Genomic DNA, 25,370 nt, shown 5'->3' with positions numbered 1-25,370 from the left:
CCTTAATTTTTCGAGTCAACACTTAATTTCAAACTTTCTTTCGATTATTTGAAACCGAAGTTTCACTTAACTCTCTGCTACGTTGTTCAGCGTCTTTCGTTGCTGTCCGCCGTGTCAGTGGGGTCGCATTATAGGGAGATCCAAAAACAGATCAACACTTTTTTTCGATCTTTTTACTGTTCGCTCAAAAAGCGAACTAAATTTACCGAAAACAGCAAAAACGGTCGCTATTATGGCTGTTTTTTAAGCCAATATTCATAATTTAATGCAAATTTCATTGCTATGTTCATTTAACTCGTTAAGATAGCAAGTTCACAATGTTAAATTAATGTTTATTTCTTGTTTATTGGTAGATCAAAATGAAATTACCCGATCAAAAATCTTTTCTTTTCTCCGTTATTCTTGCTGTTTTAGGTTTTGTGGTTGTTAAGTTCGCACTTGCAAGCTTAGCTTTAGACCCAGCATTGCTATTTGGTGCAGGCTTATTAATTGGTGCTTTAGTTATTGCAGCACTTTCATCAGCGTCAAGTGAGGAGGCCGAAGTAAAAACAAAAACACTTTATGTTGGCAACCTACCTTATCGTGCTAATGAAGGTGTTGTTCGTGCTTTATTCGAAGAACAAGGCAAAGTTTTCAATGTACGTTTATTAAAAGATAAAAATACAGGTAAACGTCGTGGCTTTGGTTTTGTTGAAATGGCTGAAGCTGATGCAGATAAAGCAATCAATCAATTAAATGATAGCGAATTCCAACAACGTACTTTAAAAGTGCGTGAAGCAAAACAAAAACAAGAGAACGAAGCTAACAGCTTTCGTGAGGGATCTGATCAGTCAGCGTAATAAGCTCAACGCTTAATTGCGAATGACCAATAGGAGCCGTTGCATAATAGTGCAGCGGCTTTTTTTTATCTGTAGTTAGAGTAAAGCCTCGTAAAGCAATTAAACTTTCAACGCGCTTAGCAATCGCTTTGCCTGAGTCAATAAGGAAGATCTGTTGTTTATAGTAGTCACTAATCGCGCTGGCTAGTAATGGAAAGTGTGTACAGCCAAGTACCAATACATCTATATCTTCTGCTATCGCTAAATCACTCAATACATTCTCAAGCTTTGCTTTATTGATTTTCTGCGTATGAAATAGTGTTTCTGCAATTTCTACCAGCTCAGTTGAGCCATATAAGCTGACTTGTGTGTCTTGGCTATGAGTACTAATTAAGTTTGCAGTATAGCGACTCTTGATAGTTGATGGTGTTGCCAGTAAACCAATATGTTTGCTGTTACTTATAGCGCAAGCGGGTTTTATCGCAGGTACTACCCCGACAACTTCTATATTTGTGTGCTGGCGAATAGTTTCTAAGGCAGAGGTAGAGGCGGTATTACACGCAATAACTAGGATATCAACGTGTAAGTTTGCTGTTTCGATAAACTGTAGTAGCGCAAAAAGGCGGGCTATGATCGTTTGCTGACTTTGCGCGCCATAAGGCAATAAAGCATTGTCCATAAAATAACTATAATCAGCATCTGGGATCAATGCTTGGATCTGTTCAAGTATGGTTGTTCCACCTATACCAGAATCAAACACCATTATATGAACTGACAAACTGCTTACCTCGGATCATCAAAGGTCAGCAGTTTGCCATGCAGCTTTATAAAAAGAAAGAAAGGACTAAGCCTCTTCTTCTGTTGCCGAGCGTAGCTTATTCATTTGTTCGAACATTGCTTTGGTATAATCCACCAGCTTACTGACTTCTTCTTTATCTTGGTTTAACCATTGTAAGATGCCAGCCAGTTCATTTTGCAAACCAATATCGCCCGCTTTATTAAACGCCTGTTTCAAGTCGTCATTAAATGGCGCTATTTTCTCAGCAACTTCTTTTTCAGGGGCTGGTTTATATTCTTCATAGCCTTTAATCGCTGCTACTGTTTTGGTTTGTTTCAGATCCATCGTAAAGCCAACGAGTTGCTCGTTACCTAAGTTAAGCTCTTTAGCTTGTTCAAAGGCATCTTCTAATGAACCAGAGAAGAATGTTTCGCTAACACTCTGCAAGTCTTCCATCAATTCATTGATAGCTTGCTGCTCTTGCTCATTTAAATCACCATTGACCGACATCGAGAATGATAAATCACGTGATTGCGAAGACTCACTGACAAAGGCTTCGTTGTCACCATTTTTGCTATAGCTGCTTGCAGACTTGCTTTCGTATGCATCAGCAAAGCTTATGCTGACTTCATCACCTTCAGCGGTGGTGAAAGTGTACTCTGCGTTATTACTTAAACTGATGTATTGAGCTTGGCTAACTGAAACCGCATTAGGTTTAGGATTGAACAAGTCATCTTCTAATTCATCAATACCTTTAAAGATACCTTCTTTAGACTTTTCGATACCCTCTTCGATGTCATCGTTAAGAATACCTGACTCTTTAAGCTCATCATACGCATCGTCGATGCCCATTTGCACACCTTTGCGTGCATCACCTAGCATGCCTTTGAGTTTTTCATCATCAGCACCATCAGCTTTTGCTTTACGAAGTGCACCGCCAACAAAGTCGAGTACGTTTTTCACGATCTCTTCAAAGTCGAACAAGGGTTTATCTTTTTTCTCTTCGGCTTTCGGTAAACCTAGTGCCTCAGCAAGTTTATCATCAAGAACTTTTGCCGCGAGCTCTCTGCCGCGTTGCTGATAACTATCTTGACGATTTTGAATGGTAGGCTGCTGCAGTGCCTGTTTACCATTGTATTTATTCACATTTGTATTAGGCATATAGCCTAGGTTGCCAATTTTCATGATCCGACTCCATGTTATGGTTAACTCATTATCGGCCAAAAACCACAGAACTTAAGTTTTTTGTATAAAAAAACGACACTAAAATAAATAACAAAACTAGACAAATCCTCAGCGCTCCCTACAATAGCGCCGTTATAAAGCTAAGAGATAAAAGGTAATCAGCCATGGCGGTTATAAAAATTGATACAACTCAATACGATGCACAATTGAGTGAGAAAGAGCAGCGCATCACCTCACAGTTTCGACGTTTTGGAGTCGAAAAATTAGAAGTGTTCGGCTCTGATCCTATTCATTACCGCCAACGTGCAGAGTTTCGTGTTTGGCATGAAGGTGAAGACCTGTTTCACATCATGTTTGATCAACAAACTAAAGAAAAGATCCGTGTTGATGAGTTTGACCCTGCAGCACCTTTAGTGGGTGAAGTGATGCAAGCGATGATCGAAAACTTAAAAGACAATGAAGTTCTGCGCCGTAAGCTGTTTCAAATCGATTACCTTTCAAGCTTAAGTGGCGAGATCCTTGTTAGCTTGTTGTATCACAAACAACTAGATGAGCAGTGGCTACAAGCAATTAAAGAGCTTAAAGCAAAACTGAGCACACAGTTTAAGATTGATTTTATTGGCCGTGCTCGTAAGCAAAAAGAAGTGATTGGTAATGACTATGTTATCGAGCGTTTAAACGTAAACGGTAAAGAGCTTATTTATCAACAAGTCGAAAATAGCTTTACGCAACCGAATGCGAAAGTAAACATCAAGATGCTAGAGTGGGCACAAGCCCTTTGCCAACCACTCAATAATGACTTACTGGAGTTATATTGTGGGAATGGTAACTTTTCGATTGCTCTTGCAGGCTCATTCGACCGCGTATTAGCCACTGAGATTTCAAAATCATCGGTTTACTCAGCGCAATACAATATCGCACAGAACAAGGTTGAGAACTTAGATATCATTCGTATGTCGAGTGAAGAGTTCACCCAAGCAATGAAAGGCGAACGTACTTTCTCTCGTTTAGATGGCATAGACCTGAAAAGCTATAACTGCCAAACAATTTTAGTGGATCCACCACGTGCTGGCATGGACACGCTAACTTGTGACCTCGTTGCGAACTACGACAATATTATTTATATCTCGTGTAACCCAGATACCTTAGAACGTGACCTTGATCACTTATGCAAAACCCATGAAGTAAAACGTTTTGCGATTTTTGACCAATTCCCTTACACCCACCACATCGAATCAGGTGTGTTTTTACAACGTAAATAAAATCAATCTGCCAGCGCAGCAAATAGCGCTGGCAACTGCTGCTCGCTGTATACTGCTATATTATTGTCGGTTAACAGCTTTGCAGTTAATCCCATCCCTGAAATTTTCTTTCCTGAATGACTACCATCGTAAATAGTATTGCGACCACATGAAGGGCTTGATTCTTTTAACAGCGCATAGCGAATGCCCTGCTTTTTGCAAAGCTTAAGTGCTTGTTCTGCGCCATAAGCAAACTGTACTGTGACATCTTGCGCATCTTTGGTAAGTACTCTACCCGCTTTGATTTCTGCAGGCGGCCTTGGTGTAGGTAAGCCACCAGCTACTTCGGGGCAAAATGCAACGAGCCTTCCTTGCTGTTTAAGAGTTTCTAAACCAGGATGGAGTAAATTTTGCGATTGCCCGTCATAACGAACAGGATTTCCTAACAAACAGCTTGAAACTAATAGTTTTTGCATTTGCTTTACCAACAAAAAAGCTCCGCGAACGGAGCTTTATATTAAATTCAACTAACTAAGCTTATTTATCAGCTAGGTAGTTAATTAAGTCTGCCATGCTCTTCGCATCGCTAATACCTGAATCCGCACCTAGGATTACACGGTATTTACCATTAACAATAAAAGTTGGAACGCCTTTTAAAGCACCTTTTTGTTGGTAATATTCTTGGTCGCGTTTCATCTTAGACGCCATAGTACGTACAGAGAAGCTGTTGTAGTACTTATCAAAATCTTCAGCCGATACACCTTGTGAAACAAAGATGTCTTTCATATCAGCTAGTTCGTTAATACGAGCACGCTTACCGTGAATATGATTAAACACAGCGGCTACTAACGCGTCTTTCTGTGGTAACACATTAGCCGTCGCATAACCTTGCGCTAAGATAGTCTGAATTTCTGGGTCACGAGGACCTGAAAAATCAACATGACTCTTTTTGAATTTAACGCCATCTTTAAGAAGTGTTTTAAGCTCTTTCACTACTGGCTCGAAGTTATTACAGTGTGGGCAGTAGAATGAGAAGAACTCTTTTACTTCAGGCTTTTTAGAAGCGCGTGCATCAATCGTTTCATAATGCTTACCTTCTTCATATTGAGCAGCTGTGGCATTGGCCGCTAAACCTAGCGTGGCAGCCATTAATACAGCTTTTACTAACTTGATCATTACTTCTTACTCCAAAATTATTGTTTTAATAAAAATTCGACTAACTCATCAAGCATCTGCTGGCTCTTGATGGTATTTAAATTAATTTTATATTTATCATTGACGATAAAAGTTGGTACACCAGTAAGAGCACCCATCTCTGTATATTTTTGTTGCTTATCTTGCATCGCTTTCTCAGCGCTAATAAATGGCATGCTTGCAATTTCAGCATCAAACACTTCGTTACTGATACCATTAGTTGCAAGTAATGCTTTCACGTCTTTCATATCTTTAAGTAAAGCGCGTTGTCTGTGGATGCTATTAAAAATTTGATCAGCAACTTGCTCACCTTTGCCATGTTGCTTAGCAATTAAGTAGGCATAGCTTAAGTTACTTTGTGTTTGCTTAGATACACCACCTAAAAAGTTAACATGGCTTTTTACAAATTCAGTCCCTTCAGGCAGATTTGCAGTTAATGCTTTTGCGACCGGTTCAAACTGAAAACAGTGTGGACAATAAAACGAAAAGAACTCGGTTACTTGAGGTGTTGCACTTTTCTCAACTTTTAATACTTCGTATTGATTGCCTGCTTCAAAATCAGCAGCAAGGGCTGCAAAAGGTAAACATAAAATGAGTAGACTTAACTTTAATTTTTTAAACATTGTTCTCTCGTCTTTCTTAACTTTAAAAATTTATGGTAATAATTTTAATGGTGCTTCCTGTAGCGCTGCAAGCTGTTCTTTTAGCGCTAGTATTTGCTGCTCCCAGTATTTGTCTTCAGCAAACCATGAAAAGTTCCGTGGGAACGCAGGATCATCCCATCTTTTTGCCAACCACCCCATGTAATGCACCATACGCATTGCTCTAAGTGGTTCAATCAACTTTAATTGGCTGTGATCAAAGTCGCAAAATTCTTCATAAGCAGCCACTAAGGTGTCTAACTGTAACAGTTGGTTGTTACGATCGCCACTGAGCATCATCCAAAGATCTTGAATAGCAGGCCCTTGTCGGCTGTCATCTAAATCAACAAACATTAACGCGTCACCAGACCACAATATATTACCGGCATGGCAATCGCCATGCAGGCGGATGGTTTCAACATTTTTATACTGCTCTGTGGTTTCTTTAATCACCAAATCTAAAATAGTATAAAAGGCATTCTCTAATGCCATTGGCACCAAGTTACTTGCTTGTAACTGAACTTTAGCTGTCTGAAGGTATTCTTCGCAACTGATCACAGGCCTATGTTCAAATGGCCTTGCCTTAGCTACTTGGTGCATTCGCCCAATTAAGCGGCCAAGTACATCGAGTTGATCTAAATTATCAACTTCAAAAATGCGCCCGCCCACACTTGGGAATAACGTAAACAAATAACCATTATGCTCAAATAAGCTTTGCCCTTCGATAATAACAGGGGCAACAACCGGCACTTCGGCCTCGGCAAGCTCAAATGCAAACGCATGCTCTTCTAAGATTTGCGCCTTACTCCAACGCTCTGGTCGGTAAAACTTAACAACATAACGATGGCCATCTTCTGCTTTAAATTGATAAACACGGTTCTCGTAGCTGTTTAAGGCCAGCAGACCTGATTCAGCATAAACACCGATACTTTCAACTGCATCTAAAATTGAATCGGGTGTAAGGTCTACAAAACTAAATTTACTCATAATGCCTCATCATATAAAAAAAGCGGGAAAATCCCGCTTTTTATTCATTTGCTCAGTGTACTTAATTATCGCGCCTTAAAGAAGTTACTCGGCTGCGAAATCTGCACATCTGGCTCACCATCGACAGAAAGTACGAACTCAAACTTCGTCATGGGCTTTTTCAAATCATAAGGATCAACAACTAATGACAGAGGCACATTATAAGATTCGCCAGAAGGTACTGTGAATGTTTGTTTGCCGATGTATTCAAAGTTCTCGAGTCCTTCAACACGAATGTTAAAGGTTTGCTCATGCTGTGCTTTGTTAATTACTTTTAGTGTATAGGTGTTTTCAACTAAACCATTAAAGTCAACACGATATAGCTGGTTACGGTCACGAATAATATCGAGTTCCATCGGTTTGCGCATCGCAATATTTGCTACTAGCGCCCCTGTTAGCACTACTAAGATAACTAAATAGCCAATTAACTTAGGGCGCAGTGCATGTGTTTTGTTGTCTGGCGTTTCTAAGTTACGTTCTGTAGTGTAAGAAATGAGTCCGCGTGGGTAATTCATTTTATCCATCACCCCATCACACGCATCGATACATGCACCACAGTTAATGCACTCATATTGTAGGCCGTTACGAATATCGATCCCCGTTGGGCACACCTGTACACATAAGTTACAGTCGATACAATCACCTAAGCCCAGCTCTTTTGGATCTTGCTTACGTGAACGTGGACCACGGCTTTCACCACGCGCTTCGTCATAGCTCACGGTAAAGGTATCTTTATCGAACATAGCTGACTGAAAGCGAGAATAAGGGCAAATGTGTAAACACATAATCTCACGCATCCAACCGGCATTACCATAGGTACACACTGCAAATACGGCTAAGCAAATATACGAATACGCTGTTGCATCAAGGGTAAACAGATCAGGCAATAGCTGACGGATTGGCGTAAAGTAACCGACAAAGGTAAATGCGGTATAAAGCGAGAATAACCACCAGCTGCCGTGTTTAGCACTTTTGCGCCAAAACTTATCAAAGTCCATTGGGCGTTGATCTAGCTTCTTACGCTGATTTGCACTACCTTCGAATTTTTCTTCAAACCAAATAAAAATGAAGGTCCAAACGGTTTGCGGGCATGTATAACCACACCAGACCCGACCATAAAAGGTCGTCACCAAGAACAACGCAAACGCTGCCAACATTAAAATGAAAGCAAGGATAGTCAGATCTTGTGGCCAGAGCGTTAAACCAAAAATGTTAAACTTTTGCCCTACCAAATCGAACAGCACAGCTTGTTGGCCGTTGAAATTAATCCAAGGTAATAGCATAAATGCAAGCATGCCGACAAAACCAATCCGTTGTCTTAACAGTTGGTGCAAACCTGTTACAGCTCGGACATAAATACGGTTACGTGGATTAAATCTATCATCGAGGGAAGCGTTTTCCGGTTTCTGGATTTTTACTTCCGTTGGGATATTTTTAACCTTAATCTGTTTATCCATTAAAATTCCTCAACGCCACTAGGAAATAATACTCAAACATATGTTTGCAGTAAGAGATTCTCTGTGCCAATAAGCAAATCAGAATACATCTCATTACGTTCAAAGATTTCTGAAACTTTAAATCTATAGAGCATTATACTCAATCTATAGAAAATTTCAGGGATTGATCGAAAATACGACGTTTTAATTATTTAAACTTATCTGCTTGCTTTTAAAACGACCATTTTATTAAACTTGCACCTATACCGTATTTATTTAGATCAAAGATTATTGTGCTATGAAAAAATTTCTTATTTTAGTGCTTATTATTTTAGCACTTTTCACGATTGATCATCCTTTGATCAAAGAGCCAAGAGAAAGGTTACTAGGTGAAGGCGTAAGCCTTATTTCTGATGCCAGTAAAGTCAACCGAAGTCCTGCGGCAAATATGGCTAAGAATAATATTAAATCACAGCTGAATTTATCTAATTCAGAGCTTGAGTATATTGAAGAGACATTTACCACTGACGATAAACTACAAGTTTTTCACTTACACTACTGCCGTGAAAAAGATATTAACTTATATTTTTATGGCGAACGCTTAAACCGCGTATGCAGTATTGTCTCGAACGCACTTGAAGAAAGGCTAAACAAGTAATGGACTTTTCAGCTTTAAACAAAAAAACCAGCGACTCGTTTGCAAAACAGCGCAATATGTTAAAAAAGCTAGGTAAGGGGCAAACCTTATACTGTGAAGTATGTAAAGGCGCCCTTACCTTAGATTTGAAGACTGATCAGCCAGGTAAAGGCGTTGTAAGCTGTGCCAAAGGTTGCACAGACATCCTATTAGAGCTGGGTTAGTTCCAGCCCTCATCATTATATAATTGGCTATTTACAGCAACGACCTCAATGAGCTCAGCAAAGCCAGCAGCAAATTCATTCATCACTTCATACTGCTGCTGACATAGTTGCCCTTCAGATAAACCATTATCAGTTGCAAGGGCTGCGATATCGCTACTTTCAAGCGTAAAGAAAGCTAAGCTTTGCAGTGCACTAGCCAACGCTTCTTTAAGCTCATCTGCTAACTGTGGTGCAGTTAATAGCTTATTAACGTAGCCTTGTGCACCATGCATAAAACCTTGGCTCCAATGCTGACATTCTTGAATGTCTAAGTATTGCTGCCCTTGAGAGCTCAACTGTAGGCTCACAGGTAATGTAAAACCCGTTTCGAAAACTTGTTCGCTGATCTGTTGATATAAGGCCATAAATGCAAACAGCACTTGCTCGTCCATTTGCCCATCAGAGCCTGGGGCAACCTCTTCTAACCACTGATGAACATCAAGCGGCTCAGGAGCACAGATCACCGCAAATAAGTAGCCTTGGGTTTGCGACAAGCTAAGCGCATCTTGATGCTGCGCTAAAAACTGACTTAAAAGCTCGCTTTGCTGCTTTGAAAACTCAGGTAATTGCATACTGTTCGATTAATCCAATTTAAAAGTTAAGCGGATAACGGCCTTCGTTATCAGGACGACCAAGAAACTTAGCTGCATCATGCACTTCTTTTGGTAAACTTGCTTCAGGTTTAATATAACCAGCTACTTTAAAGTCTAGATTAGCTTTTAATACTGCATCAGCTTCAAGCCCTAAACGGTTTTCTGGATCTACCAGTACTGCTACATCACCGGATTTACAGCTTAGACGGCCGCTCAGAGGACCAATGCTAAACCAGTTGTTCATTCCTTTAACATCAATGTTAGGGCTCGCAATTTCACCGCTTAGACTTTCACAGTAAGGCTGACCTGAGCTGTACTCGTCTAAATCAACTATTACGCGGCCTTGTGCACTAATCGGTAAAGGGAGCTGTAAACGCTCCATGGCACGTTCAACCGTTAAGCGTAAAGTAGTCTTTTTCACAGTGACTGTTTGGTTAAAGAGACCATATGTAAAATCACCATGGCCAGAAATATTAGCTTTATCACGAGGATTGCCAAAGCGCACCGTACCCACTAACTTACCTGTGAACAATGACCAGCCCGATAACTGCCAACGCACATTATTTAATTGCTCACCATCAAAACGTACCTGCATGATGCGGCCGTCCCATAGCGTGCCACTGGCTTTACCTAATTGTAATTGCTTTGGTAAATGCGGCTTAGCTAAATCAAGTGCAACGGCAGCGGGTGTTTTTACCAGCGTAAACACCAAAAAACAAATCACAAACACTGTGATTAATAAAATAACTTTCTTCATCGTTTACTTCTCTAGTACCAAACGACTTACACGCACAAAGCCTGATTTGTCATCTTTACTTAAATCTAAATTCTCAATTAGTACGCCGTGCGAATTAACCAGTTCATCAAGCCATTCAACGAGGTTATTAAACTCAACAGAATCAATTGTTAAACGAAGTGAATTGTCATTCGGCTGCATTTTACTAATGATAATTTGATAACGATTACGGGTGCTATTAACGATTTGGCTTAAGCTACGGCTGCTCGTATTACGTGCGTTACCGCTTGCTTTTAATTTAACAATGCTCTCATCAACCCAAACTAATAGCTCTTGCTGTTTTATAGTGTCTTGCTCTGCTTTTTCGATAGCCGTGTTAAGTGGACGAAAGACTCCCATAACGAGTACAAAAATAACAAATACTACACCTGCAACCATAACAAGTTGTTGCTCTTGTTCTTTCAACGAGCGCCAGTAATTGATTATTTGATTTTTCATGCCGCACCTCGTAACTTAATTTCACCAACGACAAAATCACCATCATTATTTAGCGAGCCCTGATCAACGGTTAAGCCGCGCTGTTCTAAAATTGCTTTTACTTTACTAAATGACTGGAAATCTTTACCTCGAGCACGAATACGTAATTCGTTTCGGCCTTGATCATAACGTAGCGTTTCTGGTGTGAAGTCTTTAACTTCACCAAAAATCGCAACCAGATCGTTAGTCAAATCTAAAAAGCCTGCCGTACTACCAGCATCTATTAATGCAAGTTCATTACGAATTTGGCTGCGAATTAGTTGCGGACGCACTTTCTTATTAGGAAATGCACGCTGATAATTAGCAACTACTTCGGCTTTCATTGCTTCAAGTTCGCTATTTAACTTATAAAGCTCAAGCGACTTAACACCGACACTACAAACTAACGCTACACCTGCTGCAATAGCAGCTTTTTGCCAATAGCCCCACCAAATTGCTGATTTCTTCTTAAGCTGATAAACACCTTGGCGTAGGTTGAATTTCACCTCAGGTAACTGCTTAGCAAATAAGGCTAAAGGTAGATCGTATTGCTGCGTTTGAGCACTCAGGTTAACCGTATCAGGAAAAGCCGTTGCAGGGCTAAAGTGTGCAACATCAGGGTTACCTAATGCTGTTAAATAGCCAGCAAGCCAACTTGTCTCTACAGCGGCAATATGCCAGTTACCCTGCTTACATAACCACTGACCATTAAGCTCAATAGCGCGTAACTGAGTGTTGTCATCTACATCAGGTAACAATAAAGCATCCGGCAGTATTTTATATACTTCGATGCCATGCTCATTGAACTCAGCCAGCCATTGTTCAAACCATTCACGATCGGTCATCGCGATGTTAATCGCGTGCTTCTCATCAATAAGTGTTGGCTCTGCAATCGCTATGAATAAGTCATCAACATCACAGGCTATTTCTTCTTCTAGCATGTAAGGAAGTGCTTGCTCTAACTTGCGGCTCCACTTAGTTGGCAAGGCGACCGTTTTTAGTTGTACTTGATCACTTGGTAGTAGTACAACCACTTCCCGTGATTGCGCTCTCTCTGTTAGCTCACCAAGTTGTGTTGCATTGGCAATTTCGCCGCTAGCAATTATTTCTTGTTCTATTGGTGAGTAAATTAGCCAGTTAAGGCTGTCTTTTAATGTTTGACCCGTACGGATCAACAATATCTCTGTCACTGTACGCCTCCAAATTTTCGCGCCAGTATCGTTACTGTACCATTAGTGGCATGGAGTAAGGTGGTCATCGAAAAACGCAGTTCTGCAAATTCAGCCTGCGTTTGTAGTTTAAAATATTCACTGTTGATACTGAATAGGTCTTCAACGGCTTTCACATTTTGTGCGCCTTGTTGATTAACCTCTTCAAAAAATGCTTCTAAATCATCATAACCATCTTGAGGACGTGATGATAATACAGCTTCAGCCCCTGAAAGACTTAAACCATCAATAAGCGAGCTTAATATAATGGCACTTTCTACAGGTAATGTATTAACGTTTATTTCTAATAACTCACTACCTGGAATAACACACACAAATGGTAAAAGTTTCTCCATAACGAGTGGGTTAAAGCCTTTTACTAAACGAAGTTCTGAGGTCGAAGCAAAATAACTATTTGCAGTCATATATGGGTATTGTCGAGATAAGTACTCATCTTCTTCTGCACCTGAGCGATAGGTAATACTATCAGCGTCTAACCAATCAAAAACGCTATCGGCCATAGCTTCTTCAGACTCATCGGTTGGTAAGTCTTCAATATTTTCTAATAATGCCAACAATGCCTTATGTGCTGGGTTCGTTTTATTATTTGGATCCGTTTGTCGATCGGGCTTTACATGCAATGCATTTAAATTCAAACATGCTTGTAAGTCTGTAATTGTGCCACTTAAGGTACCATTATCAACTGGGTAAGGAACCCCACCCTGCTGTGCCCAGACTTGCTCTAAATGCGTTTTATCAGGATCATCTTTTTTAGTTTGTTTTAGTGCTTTAATTGCCAGCTCTTCAGCTGCAAAGGCATACCATTTAGCCTGTTGATGGTTTTGAATATTGCTACTACGCTGCACTTGCACCATTAAATTAGCACTCATCTCAACTGCTAACATAGCCGCTAGCGCCACAATAAATAGCACAATAACAAGCGCAGCACCTTTAGAACGTTTAGTAGCAATCATGGCTTGCCACCCGTTCCATTATTGCCATTATTTGCTTGGGCAGTGACTTTGCCTTCACCTGGCACTAAAAACACGCGACGAATGGGTTCCTGTTCTATTTTTTGAATAGTAACTGCCACCGCTTTTGGCAGTGCTTTAATTTGCCACTGTTCTTGCCATTCGTCTTTATCATCTAAAAATTCAAATTTAAGGTCTTCAATATCTTCTAAAATGACTTGTGAACGCGGTTCCATGTTATCTAGTTGATCAACATACACCCGATACACTCGCTCAAGCTTGTCATCTATGACGCGATAACCAACCGCTTGCAGTTCAGAACGCGGTAGTAAGTTAATTGGGTTAACCCAACCATCACGAACAAAGCCAATGCCATCGTATTGGCTATCAAGAACATAACGACCAGCTAACACATACGTGTCTTGAAAATCACCAGCTTCGTTTCGAACCTGACGCTTAGTCATTTGGCTAAAATCTTGGTCCATTAAACGAAATAAAGTTTGAAAGCCATTTAACTCAGCAATCGTCTCGTCTGAGGCTTCTTTTGCTTTGGTTGTCGAATCCAGTATTTGATGGGTCGATAACACCACAAAGGCTAAGATGCCCATGGCGACAATCACTTCAAGTAAGGTAAAACCGCGTTGCTTCACTACTTATCACCTTTATTCAAATAAGTAGAAAGCTCATACACTGGGTATTCAAGCTTTTCATCGGCGAACACGTTAATGGTGACCTTTACAAAGGTTTTATCAGCAGTAGGAACCACGTCCTGACGCCAATACCATTCAAAACCAGCGAGCGTTTCAGTACCTTTAACGCCATTTTTGCCTGTCCATTTATCGCCTTTGGCGCGTTGCTCAACCATTACATTCTCAGCAACCCAAGAAGCATAAGTTTGCTCTTCAATCGACGAAAGATGATTAATATGTTCGCCAGTTGCCTGCATTGCGGCAATACCAGCCATTGCACAAATAGCCAGTGCAACCATCACTTCAAGTAAGGTAAAACCTGCTGACTTATTCATTATTCAGGCTCCATACGAAACTTTACCGGGGCCATAAATTCGCCTTCGATAAAATATTGCGGTTCACGCTCTTCTTTAAGCTCGTAAACCAATTGAAACGCACTGACTTCGCCAGAAGATAAAATAAGTACCTGCGGTATTTTGAGCTTTTGTAGCTCAAGTAGGCTGTCTTCGTCACCACCGCTCATTAATTCACGCCAGTTTGACTGCTCTAATAAGTTATTTTGTGCCCAGGCTAAATCATCAAGGTTAAGAGTGAGCTTAAAGCGTTCATCAACCTTAATTGGGGCAAACAATTTTTCACGATCAAAAGTAACCCACTTATCACCGTCAAAAACTAAAAATTCAAATGTATCTTGGTCAAGATGAAAACCCAGCTCAACCTGATTTAAAATCGCAAACTCAGACGCCATATTAATCGTGGTATGTAATCTGAGCGCTTGTTTTTCGAGTTCTTCTTCAGCACCACCATCAAAACTGTAGGCAACCATCTTGGTGACAAAACCAATCACCACGAGCACCATTAATATTTCGATGAGGCTAAACCCTTTCGCGTGCTTAGCACGGCCAGCCAAACGCAAACGACCAAGGCTTACCATAATAGTAAGCCTTGATGCGTATAAGCTTTGTTCAGTTGGCTGAATTTAGGCATTATTACTTTTCTTCATCCCAGTTACCGATGTCATCATCAGTACCTGCTTCACCATCAGGACCCATTGAGAAAATATCAATTTTACTGATTTCTCCTGGGCTGATTAGTTGGTAAGTGTTACCCCATGGATCTTCTGGTAATTTCTCAAGGAAACCGCCATCTGGAAAACGTCTTGGAATTGGCTCAATGCTTGTTTTATTTACTAGCGCTTCTAAGCCTTGCTCTGTGGTTGGATACGCTTTGTTTTTAAGCTTGTATAGGCTTAACGCATCTTCAATTTGTTGAATATCTAAGTGTGCTTTATCGATTGCAGCTTCTTCTTGCTGACCCATGATATTTGGCGCCACAATTGACATGATCATACCGATAATAACCAGTACTACCATGACTTCTAGTAATGAGAAACCTGACTGTTTGTTCACAAAAATACCTCTAACTTTCTTCAAAAATTTATTATAGAGCGGCAGTGTTAGCTGCTAATTGCTCTAGTGTTCCCTAATTTAAAGACCTACAGCCTTATTCATTGCCATAATCGGCTGTAGTATTGCCATAACAATAAACAATACAATTACCGCCATTGAAGCAATCATCGCGGGCTCTAATAGTTTCAGAGACACGTTTACCATGCTCTCAAACTCACGATCTTGGTTATTTGCAGCACGCTCAAGCATTTGCTCAAGTTCACCTGATTTTTCACCACTGGCTATCATGTGCAGCATCATAGGTGGGAAAAGTTTGGTTTGCTGAAGTGAAGCACGAAGACTCGCCCCTTCACTCACACGTGTTGCAGCATCTTGAACTGACTTTTTCATTTTTTCGTTAGCCAGTACACCACCTGAGATACGCATCCCTTCAAGTAGCGGCACTGAGCTTGACGATAAAATACTTAAAGTTCGAGCAAAACGCGCCGTATTAACACCGCGTGCTACCTTACCAATACCCGGTAAATGCAGCACTTTTTCGTCATACCAGTAACGAATATGCGGCTGCTTAAGCGCTTGCTTAATGGCCACAGCTAACACAGTTATAATGACTAAACTAATAAACCAGTAGTTTTGCACAAAATTACTGGCGGCCATTACCCATTCGGTAGTCCAGGGTAATACTTGTTTTGATTTTTCGAAGGTCTTCAAGATTTTTGGTACCACAGTACCTAACAATACAGAGACAATCGCAATAGCAAATACCACCAGAATGGTTGGATAAACCATCGCCTGTGTGATTTGACTACGCATATGCTGACGTTGTTCCGTGTAATCAGCTAAACGATTTAAAACCTGGTCTAGGTGACCTGATTTTTCACCGGCTGCCACCATGGCACGATACAAATCATCAAATACATGCGGAAACTCACTCATGCCATCTGCTAAGGTGTAACCTTCAACAACCTTTGAACGTACAGCCATCAGCATGCGCTTTAAACGCGGCTTTTCACACTGCTCAGCCACCGCCATGACAGCCCCTTCAACAGGTAATGCTGACTGGATTAAAGTTGCGAGCTGACGAGTGATTAATGCTAAATCTGAGGTCGAAATTTTTGGTTTAAAGAAGCTACCAAACAAAGAGCTTTTTGCCCCAGTAGCTTGCTTTTCGCCTTCTGCAGCAGCAACGACTTCTAAAGGCATTAAACCTTGATCGCGCAAAGTTTGGCGGATTTGCTTTACCGTATCGGCTTCAAGAATGCCTTTTTTCTCTTTACCTCTGCCATCAAGGGCACGGTATTCAAATGCTGCCATGATTAACCTTCCTCACGTGTTACACGCAAGACTTCTTCTAAGGTAGTGCGACCTGCAAGTACGCGATTACAGCCATCTTGGCGAATACTTGGGCTATGTTTACGAATGTACTTCTCAACACTTTGTTCGCCTTTACCGCTGTGTATCATTTCGCGAATTGTTTCATCAACAACCAGCAACTCATGAATACCAGTACGACCGCGATAACCATTAAAGTTACACTCTTCACAACCAACTGCACGATAAATTGTTGGCGGCTCAGCAGGATTGACACCTAATAACTGACACTCGCGCTCATCAGCAATGTGACCTTCTTTACAGCTATTACATAAAGTACGTACAAGACGTTGTGACAATACACCGAGTAACGATGATGACAGCAAGAAAGGCTCTACGCCCATGTCTTCCATACGCGTGATAGCACCAGCAGCTGTATTAGTATGCAGTGTTGACATAACCAAGTGACCGGTTAATGACGCTTGCACACCAATTTGTGCTGTTTCAAGGTCACGGATCTCACCAACCATTACGACGTCAGGGTCTTGACGAAGGATGGCACGTAAACCTCGGGCAAAGGTCATATCTACCTTGGTATTTACCTGAGTTTGACCAATACCAGGGATCTCGTACTCGATAGGATCTTCAACGGTAAGAATATTGCGGTCCCGTGAGTTTATTTGGCTCATGCCCGCATACAAGGTGGTACTTTTACCAGAACCCGTAGGACCGGTTACTAAGATAATACCGTGTGGCTTACTGATTAAATCAGCAAACAATTCACGGTTACGCTCAGTCATACCTAAATCTTCTAGGTTCAGGCGAGCGTTATTTTTATCAAGTAGACGTAGCACAACACGCTCACCAAAGCTTGATGGCATCGTTGATACACGCACATCAACAGCACGACCTGCAATACGTAAACTAATACGACCATCTTGCGGTATACGTTTTTCAGCAATATCTAGTTTTGCCATTACCTTAATACGCGACACTAACAATGAAGCAAGTTTTCGGTTCGGCTTTAATACTTCTTTTAATACACCATCAACCCTAAAGCGAATTACTAGCTCTTGCTCGAAGGTTTCGATGTGAATATCTGAAGCACCTTCTTTGATTGCTTCGCTCAGCATTGCGTTGATCAGTTTGATGATTGGTGCATCGTCATCACCAGCTAGTAGATCTTCAGTTTGCGGTAATTCATCTGCAAGCGAGAATAAATCAACCTCGTTGCCGATATCTTCCATCATTTGCTGTGTTTCAGAGCTGTCACGCTGATAAGAAGCCTCAAGCAACAGCTCAAATTTGTCATCAGGTAATTGTTCTAGCGAAAAACCATGACCCGCAATACGGCGTACTTCAAGTAAAGCATCAACATCTAACTCACCGCGATAATACACAGTCCAGTTATCTTGATCTTTACTCAATAATACGCCTGTACGACGCGCGTACGAGAATGGCAAACGCTTGGTTGGCAAGCTAACAAGATCATCACTTGTTAGCAGCTCATCATGACTTGCTGGCGTTTCTGGCGCTAGCTCATCATTGATTTCTGTAATTGCATTAGTCATCGTTGCGCTCATTCGCGTTTTGTTGTTTTAGGTACTCTTCGTACGTTGGCGGTAATATCAGGGCATCATTCCATTCAGGAAGAATTGGTGCATCCGTCAACGGCATTAAATCAATACCATCTTCTTTTTGTTTGTGTTGTTCGCCACGAATAAAGTTATATTTCGAGTGGCTCAATTTATTCATGCTGATGCCATCGCGTACAATGGTAGGACGAATAAATACAATCAGATTACGTTTACGCTTACTCGTGCTGGTTGAGCGGAATAAATGGCCAAGTACTGGGATATCACCTAATAATGGTACTTTAGAAACACTTTCTTGCACGTCTTCATCAATCAAGCCGCCCAGTACAACCATGCCGCCATCATCAGCCATAACCGTGGTTTTAATTGCACGTTTGTTTACTGAAATATCAACCGCAGTCGCACCACTTACACTCGAAACCTCTTGTTCAATTGTTAACTGAACTGCCGAGCCGTCATTGATTTGTGGTGTCACTTTTAGTTTTACACCCACTTCTTGACGTTCAACTGTTTGGAATGGATTTGCGTTATTTGAGCCAGTTTGCGAACCTGTGATTATCGGCACTTCTTGACCAACAATCATTGATGCTTCTTCGTTATCCATGGTCGTTACAGACGGCGTAGCAAGAATATTAGAGTTCGTGTCCGTTGAAACAGCTTGGATAATTGCACCCCAGTCATTTTTAACAATTCCCATTGCTAGACCATTGATACCACCAAGTAATGAAGCAAGAGCCGTTAAATCACCTTCTTGTGTTTCAGAAGTATTCGTTACTGTACCTGTTTCAGTACCAACAACCGTGCCTTCAATCGTTTTATCACGCGCCTGTTCAGCAGCAACAGCTAACGAACCAACAGGCACTGTTGTGCCATTGTTGAACTGCATCATGCCGCCTTGCTCTGAAATCCACTGTAAGCCTAAGTTGATACCATCGGCTTCTAACACCTCAACGATAATAGCTTCAACTAAAACCTGTGCTCGACGAACATCAAGACGCTCGATAACTTGCTCAAGCGAGCGCATGGTGTCAGGCTGTGCAGTAATTACGAGTGAGTTTGAATCTGGGTGTGCTTCAATGCTTGTTTCGTTTTGATTACGAGAGCGAGTCTTAGTTGCACCACCTTGCGCGTCTTCTGCCAGTGTTTTACTCACGCCCTGCAATACTTTTACAAGGTCTTCTGCTTTGGCGTAATTAAGGTAGATTACTTTGGTGTTACCTTGGTTCTCTAACTCACCATCTAAACGGCTAATCAATTCAACAGCACGTGTACGTGCTTGCGCTTCACCACTGACAATCACACTGTTAGTACGACCATCAGCAACAACTTTAGGAATTAAAAACTCAGGAACGCTCCCTTTGCCACCATCTTTATAAATATTCTCAACAACAGACACTACATCGTCAGCGGTAGCAAATTTAAGTTTTACGATATCAACACGCTTGTCACCTGCTTGGTCAACAGAGCGAATAATTTCAACTAAGCGGTTAACTGAAGCAGCATGACCGGTCAACATCATCACGTTCGCAGCATTAAAGTTAGCAACGTGGCCGCCATCTTTTTGGTCGCTAAATTGACGAACTAGCGGGCCAAGCTCTTGCACACTCACATTTTTAACACGTACAACACGAGTCACCATCATATCGCCACTGGCTTGGTTATCATCTGTGATCAGCGGTACATTTGACTTTTTAGCATCAGAGCTTTTTTCAATTTTGATTATACCGTTATCCATTTCAACAGCTGAATAACCATAAACCTCAAGGACGTTTAAGAAAAACTGATAATAAAGCTTTTCGTCCATTAACTCGTAACTGCGAACATTGACTTTACCGCGCACATTCTGATCAATAATGACGGTTTTATTTAAGTTTTTACCTACGATATTAATAAACTCATTAATATCTGTGCCTTTAAAGTTAGCCGCATACTCGACAGCAGATACTGAAAGCGATAATCCTGTTAATAAAAAAAGCGCTGTATATTTAGCTAACCCTTTTTTGATTTTTGAGAGGTGTAGCGCGTGAACCATTCTATAAAAACTCCAAAGCTAGTTATTGCAGGCTAAATTGCACATCAATTTGCTCACCATCGCGTTCGATAGTGATACTTGCGTCAGTACTATTTCGTAATTCGTTTATTGCTGACATTGCCTGTTTTAAATCATTTAATTGATAGCCATTAATCGCAATAGCTAAATCATTGTTCATTAGTCCCATCTGCTTGAATAAAGCAGGATCTTTACCTGGGCTTAAGCGATAACCCACTAACTCACCATTAACCATCGCTTGAGAGACGCGAATGTAATCAAATAGTTTACCGGGATCATCCAATACTTCTTCACGCGTTTCGATAAGAGCTTCTTTTACTTCTTCATCTTCTGTCGCATTTATTTCATTATTATCGATAAGCTGAGGACCAGCTTTTAACTCTGACTCTTTACGTGCTGCCAATACAGGCATAGACACTTTTTTGGTAAAGTCGAGGCCATCCAGCATTAAGGTTTCAAAACGACCGCTTACATCTAAAATTACTCGGTCAGGTAATACTTGAGCAAGCTTGGCACGAGTGCCTTTAATTGCATCATCGACAACATAGGTTTCTTGCTTGCCTTGAGATTCAATAATAGCAAGACCCGCTTGATCATTTTGGCTGACCGCAACAATACCAGTTAGGTTAATACTTAGACGTGTTTCAGGGGCATTGTTAATGACTTGATTTTGTTTCGCGGCAGGTTTTTTAGTTTCGACAACAACTTTGCCGAATAGATTTTGTTCAATAATTTGGCGAGAGCTGACTGTCTCAACTCGTTTAGCCATGCTGTTAACACCGGTTACTGGCAGTGCTCTTGTATCGGGTTCTGGCCACACAAGCCAAAACAGCTTAGATGACAAAAAAGCAATGTAAACAACAACTAACAGCACTACAAATGCACTTAGCTTGGCATGAGGTAAGCCGTTTAAAAACTGTTTAACTTGTTGTAAGTGTTGATCCATAAACTCTATTTCTTATTTTAATTTACTGCTTGATAGCTGGCCTATAGTACCTTTTCATTTTTCATTCAACAAGCGCACGTATATTAAACTTTGTAAACAAGGTAATTTCGACAAACAGGGGCTGCAAGGAATAACTATGACTATTTCTTTGTGATTAAGTTTCATGGTAAATTTTGCCTATATATAAGCAGCTTTAAAAGAGCACAATTGTGTCAAAAGGTAACACTCAAAAGTCGCAAGACAAACAAGACGAATTAAGCGTGCGCCTTGATAAATGGTTATGGGCTGCCCGCTTTTATAAAACCCGCTCAATAGCACGAGACATGGTGCAAGGCGGCAAAGTACATTATAATGGACAACGTACCAAGCCCAGCAAAATTGTCGAAGTAGGTGCAGTGGTAAAACTGCTACAAGGGGTCGACGAAAAGGTTGTGACAATCGAAAAGATCCTTGAAAAACGTCAAGGTGCCCCCATTGCACAAACCTTATATCAAGAAACTCAAGCTAGTATTGAGAAACGCGAAGCAAATGCTATCGCCCGAAAGAACAACAGCTTCTTTGCTCCACATCCTGATCGTAAACCAGATAAGAAGCAAAGACGTGAACTGTTAAAAATGAAATCAAGTTAGGTAATGCAACTCATGCAACAAGATTTACTTCATCGTTATATATTTGATCAGCTCGATGTACGTGGCGAACTCGTACAAATTGAAAACACTTATCAAGAGATGATCGCAAACCATAATTACCCAGCACCTGTGCAAACCTTATTAGGTGAACTACTTGTTGCTACCTGCTTATTAACAGCTACTTTAAAGTTTGAAGGCGAAATTGCCGTTCAACTACAGGGCGACGGCCCTGTTAAATATGCGGTAATTAATGGTGACGATAAACAAAACATGCGAGGCATCGCACGTCTACAAGGTGAAGTAACCGGTAGCTCAATAAAAGACTTAATTGGTAATGGCTATATGGTTATTACAATTACGCCAACTAAAGGTGAGCGATACCAAGGTATTGTACCGTTAGAGCACGATAGCTTAGATAAATGCCTTGAAAACTATTTTGAGCAATCGGAACAGTTAAAAACACGTCTTTGGTTTGCGACTGAAGTAACAGCAGACACAGCCAAAGCTGCAGGCTTATTCTTGCAAGTATTACCTGTAAATAAAGATAAATCAGTTGAAGACTTCACTCATCTTGAAGCGATCAGTAACACGATTAAAGATGAAGAGTTACTAGGTTTAGATGCCAATACGGTACTGACTCGACTTTACCATGAAGATAATCCTCAGTTATTCGAACCACAGTCTATTAGCTTCCGTTGTGGCTGTAGCAGAGACAAAACAATTGCTGCATTAGTAAATGTAGGTCAAGACGAATTACTTGCCGACGTGCAAGCAAATGGTGAAGTAAAAATTAGCTGTCATTATTGCTTAAAAGAATACATCTTTAACGAGCAAGATATTAAAGCCATATTTAATTAATACACCATAATAAATATTATTATATTAAAAGCCGCCTCCAGTGCGGCTTTTTTATTAAAAAAAATATCAAAACTAATGATACCGGTGTCATGAAAAAGCGTCATTTTATGACACCGGTATCATTGAAATTATTCATGTTTTTTGCCAAATATATGCCTTTTTAAGCCCTTCAGACACTCGAATATCCCTAATCCTTCTGTTACTATTATTTTAGCAAAAGGGAAAACTAAGAACCCCAGAGCTATCCCGTTCAATCTCTCACAATTTAGGTATAAACATGACTGCAAACGCTACTAGTTTTGTTGATCTTACAGCAGCTGAACTTGTCGAACACGCTATTCGTCGTGGCGAAGGGACTCTAGCCGCTAATGGTGCTTTTGTTGCTAAAACCGGTGTACGCACTGGCCGCTCTCCAAAAGATCGTTTTATTGTTCAAGAGCCAAGCACTGAAAACGAAATCCAATGGGGCAACGTAAACCGCCCATTCGATGCAGACAAGTTTGATGCGTTATGGGCCCGTGTAGAAGAACACGTGAAAAGCAACGACCACTTCATCTCTCACCTAGAAGTTGGCGCTGATCCTGAGCACTATTTACCAGTTGTAGTTACAACAGAAACTGCATGGCATCATATTTTTGCCAAAAACATGTTTATCGAACCTCAAACATACAATACTGCTGACTTCCCTGAGTGGCAGGTAATGAATGTACCTTCATTTGTATGTGACCCAGAGCGTGATGGCACTAACAGTGACGGCACTGTAATCATCAACTTCGCACAACGTAAAGTACTACTAGCTGGTATGCGCTACGCAGGCGAAATGAAGAAATCAATGTTCTCTGTACAAAACTTCCTACTTCCTGCAAAAGGTGTATTACCAATGCACTGCTCTGCAAACGTAGGTGAAGCAGGCGACACTGCGTTATTCTTCGGTCTATCTGGTACAGGTAAAACAACATTATCTGCAGATCCTACTCGTTTCCTTATTGGTGATGACGAGCACGGTTGGGCACCTGGTAGCGTATTTAATATCGAAGGTGGTTGTTACGCTAAATGTATCGACCTTTCACAAAAGAACGAACCAGTTATTTGGAATGCAATTCGCTTCGGTACAATCTTAGAAAACGTGGTACTTGACGAAAACCGTGTTCCAGATTTCCATGATACAAGCCTGACACAAAATAGCCGCGCAGCTTACCCGCTAGAGCACGTTGAAAAACGTAAAGTAGAAAACCGTGCTGGTGAGCCAAAAGCAGTTGTATTCTTAACATGTGACGTGAGTGGTGTTTTACCACCAGTTTCAGTACTAACTGAAGAAGCTGCAGCGTACCACTTCCTAAGTGGTTACACTGCGAAAGTAGGTTCAACTGAAATCGGTTCAACAAGCGACATCGAGTCTACGTTCTCAACATGTTTCGGTGCTCCGTTCTTCCCACGTCCTGCTGGCGTTTATGCAGAGCTTCTAATGAAGCGTGTACGTGAATTCGGCGCTAAAGTATACCTAGTTAACACAGGTTGGACAGGTGGCCCTTACGGTACTGGTCAACGCTTCGATATCCCGACTACACGTGCTGTAGTTGATGCAATCGTATCAGGTAAACTGGCAGATGTTGAAACTCAACACATCGACGTACTTAACCTAGATGTACCAGTTGCAGTTCCTGGTGTAGACAGCCAACTTCTTAACCCAATCAACACATGGGAAGATAAAGAGAAGTACGCAGAATACGCAAACAAGCTAGCTTCTGACTTCACTGAAAACTTCGCTAAATACGATGTTTCAGAAGCAATCAAATCAGCAGGTCCAAAAGCTTAATATTAAGCTTACCCTCAGATTAAAAAACGCCAGCTATATGCTGGCGTTTTTGTTTTTGGGGGATGAGTTAGCGAGAGTAAAGTTAGCAAGGGGAAGGGTAAAGGGTAAAGGGTAAAGTTAGCGAGGGGAAAGTTTTAAGGTCTGGCGTAGGTTGGGTAGAGCGAAGCGAACCCAACACAGAGCTATCAGCTTTCAGCCGTCAGCGATCAGCCGCGCGGTGTGGGTTTTTGGTGCTGCGTGTCCCTCTGCCGGAGGCTATAGGCAAAGTGTACTTGTAGGAATGGCTTCAGCCATGAATGTGTTTGTTATGGTCTGAATTTGGCACTGAAGTGCCTCCTACGGGGCGTTGTTGCTGAGGGTGACTCTGTACTAAACAACCCCACAGTTCAACTTTACGCTTGCTAACTAGCAACTCGCTAACTCATGTTGGGTTTCGCTTCGCTCTACCCAACCTACCTGGAGAATGAGCAGGGTGAGCTTAGAATGCCTCTGCACTAAACAACACCGCAGTTCAACTTTACCCTTGCTAACTTGCAACTCGCTAACTCGTGTTGGGTTTCGCTCCGTTCTACCCAACCTACTAGGAGAATGAACAGGGTGAGCTTAGAATGGCTCTGTACTAAACAACCCCACAGTTCAACTTTACGCTTGCTAACTAGCAACTCGCTAACTCGTGTTAGGTTTCGCTGCGCTCTACCCAACCTACACCTGGAGAATGAATAGGGCACGTTGTGTGGATAGCTCCAGACGCAAAAAAGCCCGACTCTTTCGAATCGGGCTTTCTCTTATTTGGAGCCTGGCGATGACCTACTTTCACATAGCAG

General features: G+C 41.2%; 27 protein-coding genes. 7 read left to right on the top strand and 20 right to left on the bottom strand.

What is annotated here, in order from left to right:
* Positions 1–359: 359 nt before the first annotated feature.
* Positions 360–839, top strand: coding sequence for an RNA-binding protein (locus tag MTF66_RS37390; protein ID WP_054564068.1), 480 nt, complete (start codon positions 360–362; stop codon positions 837–839).
* On the opposite strand, the gene murI is transcribed toward MTF66_RS37390, so the two are convergent.
* Positions 802–1,596 carry a glutamate racemase gene (gene murI, locus MTF66_RS37385; protein ID WP_248530260.1) on the bottom strand — a complete coding sequence of 265 codons (795 nt, stop codon included), beginning with the start codon at positions 1,594–1,596 and terminating at the stop codon, positions 802–804. The two genes, MTF66_RS37390 and murI, sit on opposite strands and share 38 nt — an antisense overlap.
* Positions 1,597–1,662: 66 nt before the next feature.
* On the bottom strand, positions 1,663–2,781 hold the full coding sequence (locus MTF66_RS37380) for a DUF5610 domain-containing protein (RefSeq protein ID WP_248530259.1): 1,119 nt from the start codon (positions 2,779–2,781) through the stop codon (positions 1,663–1,665).
* Positions 2,782–2,945: 164 nt separating this feature from the next.
* On the opposite strand from MTF66_RS37380, the gene trmA reads away from it, so the two are divergent.
* Positions 2,946–4,043, top strand: a complete 1,098-nt coding sequence (gene trmA, locus MTF66_RS37375) for a tRNA (uridine(54)-C5)-methyltransferase TrmA (protein ID WP_138601224.1) — start codon at positions 2,946–2,948, stop codon at positions 4,041–4,043.
* Positions 4,044–4,045: 2 nt separating this feature from the next.
* On the opposite strand, the gene MTF66_RS37370 is transcribed toward trmA, so the two are convergent.
* The 5 genes from MTF66_RS37370 to ccoG all read right to left on the bottom strand — a co-directional run bounded on the left by MTF66_RS37370 (position 4,046) and on the right by ccoG (position 8,340).
* Complete coding sequence (locus MTF66_RS37370; protein WP_054554857.1) at positions 4,046–4,498, bottom strand: DUF523 domain-containing protein; 453 nt, start codon at positions 4,496–4,498, stop codon at positions 4,046–4,048.
* 61 nt (positions 4,499–4,559) lie between these two features.
* Positions 4,560–5,198, bottom strand: a complete 639-nt coding sequence (locus MTF66_RS37365; RefSeq protein ID WP_058584580.1) for a thiol:disulfide interchange protein DsbA/DsbL — start codon at positions 5,196–5,198, stop codon at positions 4,560–4,562.
* Between the two features lie 17 nt (positions 5,199–5,215).
* Complete coding sequence (locus MTF66_RS37360; protein WP_248530258.1) at positions 5,216–5,839, bottom strand: thiol:disulfide interchange protein DsbA/DsbL; 624 nt, start codon at positions 5,837–5,839, stop codon at positions 5,216–5,218.
* 30 nt (positions 5,840–5,869) lie between these two features.
* Entirely contained in the window at positions 5,870–6,844 is a 975-nt protein-coding gene (locus MTF66_RS37355; RefSeq protein WP_058584582.1) for a serine/threonine protein kinase, read from the bottom strand.
* A 65-nt stretch (positions 6,845–6,909) separates the two neighbouring features.
* Positions 6,910–8,340 (bottom strand): cytochrome c oxidase accessory protein CcoG, encoded by a 1,431-nt coding sequence (gene ccoG / locus MTF66_RS37350; protein ID WP_058584583.1) that lies wholly within the window; start codon positions 8,338–8,340, stop codon positions 6,910–6,912.
* Positions 8,341–8,617: 277 nt separating this feature from the next.
* Between ccoG and MTF66_RS37345 the strand changes: the two genes are divergently transcribed.
* Positions 8,618–8,977 (top strand): hypothetical protein, encoded by a 360-nt coding sequence (locus MTF66_RS37345; RefSeq protein WP_054564062.1) that lies wholly within the window; start codon positions 8,618–8,620, stop codon positions 8,975–8,977.
* Complete coding sequence (locus MTF66_RS37340) at positions 8,977–9,180, top strand: hypothetical protein (RefSeq protein ID WP_062564367.1); 204 nt, start codon at positions 8,977–8,979, stop codon at positions 9,178–9,180. The genes MTF66_RS37345 and MTF66_RS37340 overlap by 1 nt, the downstream gene beginning before the upstream one ends.
* Here MTF66_RS37340 and MTF66_RS37335 read toward each other — a convergent pair.
* From MTF66_RS37335 to gspC, 13 genes are all read right to left on the bottom strand, one after another.
* The gene (locus MTF66_RS37335) at positions 9,177–9,791 is read right to left on the bottom strand and encodes a YecA family protein (RefSeq protein ID WP_248530257.1); all 615 of its coding nucleotides are present in this window, start codon (positions 9,789–9,791) and stop codon (positions 9,177–9,179) included. The two genes, MTF66_RS37340 and MTF66_RS37335, sit on opposite strands and share 4 nt — an antisense overlap.
* A gap of 19 nt (positions 9,792–9,810) precedes the next feature.
* Positions 9,811–10,569: a type II secretion system protein N gene (locus tag MTF66_RS37330; RefSeq protein WP_248530256.1), complete on the bottom strand. Its 759-nt coding sequence runs from the start codon at positions 10,567–10,569 to the stop codon at positions 9,811–9,813.
* A gap of 3 nt (positions 10,570–10,572) precedes the next feature.
* Positions 10,573–11,046 carry a type II secretion system protein GspM gene (gene gspM / locus MTF66_RS37325; RefSeq protein ID WP_248530255.1) on the bottom strand — a complete coding sequence of 158 codons (474 nt, stop codon included), beginning with the start codon at positions 11,044–11,046 and terminating at the stop codon, positions 10,573–10,575.
* Positions 11,043–12,254 (bottom strand): type II secretion system protein GspL, encoded by a 1,212-nt coding sequence (gspL, locus tag MTF66_RS37320; protein WP_248530254.1) that lies wholly within the window; start codon positions 12,252–12,254, stop codon positions 11,043–11,045. Before gspL ends, gspM begins: the two co-directional genes overlap by 4 nt.
* The gene (gene gspK, locus MTF66_RS37315) at positions 12,251–13,246 is read right to left on the bottom strand and encodes a type II secretion system minor pseudopilin GspK (RefSeq protein WP_248530253.1); all 996 of its coding nucleotides are present in this window, start codon (positions 13,244–13,246) and stop codon (positions 12,251–12,253) included. Before gspK ends, gspL begins: the two co-directional genes overlap by 4 nt.
* On the bottom strand, positions 13,243–13,893 hold the full coding sequence (gene gspJ / locus MTF66_RS37310) for a type II secretion system minor pseudopilin GspJ (RefSeq protein ID WP_248530252.1): 651 nt from the start codon (positions 13,891–13,893) through the stop codon (positions 13,243–13,245). Before gspJ ends, gspK begins: the two co-directional genes overlap by 4 nt.
* A complete protein-coding gene (gene gspI, locus MTF66_RS37305; RefSeq protein WP_054564054.1) occupies positions 13,893–14,267 on the bottom strand; it encodes a type II secretion system minor pseudopilin GspI in 375 nt (124 codons plus the stop codon). The genes gspJ and gspI overlap by 1 nt, the downstream gene beginning before the upstream one ends.
* Positions 14,267–14,866, bottom strand: a complete 600-nt coding sequence (locus tag MTF66_RS37300; protein WP_248530251.1) for a prepilin-type N-terminal cleavage/methylation domain-containing protein — start codon at positions 14,864–14,866, stop codon at positions 14,267–14,269. Before MTF66_RS37300 ends, gspI begins: the two co-directional genes overlap by 1 nt.
* Positions 14,867–14,921: 55 nt before the next feature.
* Entirely contained in the window at positions 14,922–15,341 is a 420-nt protein-coding gene (gspG, locus tag MTF66_RS37295) for a type II secretion system major pseudopilin GspG (RefSeq protein WP_308200405.1), read from the bottom strand.
* A 78-nt stretch (positions 15,342–15,419) separates the two neighbouring features.
* Positions 15,420–16,655, bottom strand: a complete 1,236-nt coding sequence (gene gspF / locus MTF66_RS37290) for a type II secretion system inner membrane protein GspF (RefSeq protein ID WP_248530250.1) — start codon at positions 16,653–16,655, stop codon at positions 15,420–15,422.
* Between the two features lie 2 nt (positions 16,656–16,657).
* Positions 16,658–18,223: a type II secretion system ATPase GspE gene (gene gspE / locus MTF66_RS37285; protein WP_282454264.1), complete on the bottom strand. Its 1,566-nt coding sequence runs from the start codon at positions 18,221–18,223 to the stop codon at positions 16,658–16,660.
* On the bottom strand, positions 18,216–20,279 hold the full coding sequence (gspD, locus tag MTF66_RS37280) for a type II secretion system secretin GspD (protein WP_248530249.1): 2,064 nt from the start codon (positions 20,277–20,279) through the stop codon (positions 18,216–18,218). The genes gspE and gspD overlap by 8 nt, the downstream gene beginning before the upstream one ends.
* A 22-nt stretch (positions 20,280–20,301) precedes the next feature.
* Complete coding sequence (gspC, locus tag MTF66_RS37275; RefSeq protein WP_058584592.1) at positions 20,302–21,243, bottom strand: type II secretion system protein GspC; 942 nt, start codon at positions 21,241–21,243, stop codon at positions 20,302–20,304.
* Between the two features lie 206 nt (positions 21,244–21,449).
* On the opposite strand from gspC, the gene hslR reads away from it, so the two are divergent.
* The 3 genes from hslR (at position 21,450) to MTF66_RS37260 (ending at position 24,546) form a co-directional block, all read left to right on the top strand.
* Positions 21,450–21,872 (top strand): ribosome-associated heat shock protein Hsp15, encoded by a 423-nt coding sequence (hslR, locus tag MTF66_RS37270; protein ID WP_370316790.1) that lies wholly within the window; start codon positions 21,450–21,452, stop codon positions 21,870–21,872.
* 12 nt (positions 21,873–21,884) lie between these two features.
* Positions 21,885–22,730, top strand: a complete 846-nt coding sequence (hslO, locus tag MTF66_RS37265; RefSeq protein WP_054564046.1) for an Hsp33 family molecular chaperone HslO — start codon at positions 21,885–21,887, stop codon at positions 22,728–22,730.
* A 277-nt stretch (positions 22,731–23,007) separates the two neighbouring features.
* Entirely contained in the window at positions 23,008–24,546 is a 1,539-nt protein-coding gene (locus tag MTF66_RS37260; RefSeq protein WP_055199452.1) for a phosphoenolpyruvate carboxykinase, read from the top strand.
* The last annotated feature ends 824 nt before the right edge of the window (positions 24,547–25,370 follow it).

It is taken from the genome of Pseudoalteromonas sp. 2CM39R, from assembly GCF_023161845.1.
This window is presented reverse-complemented; position numbering and strand designations above follow the sequence as displayed.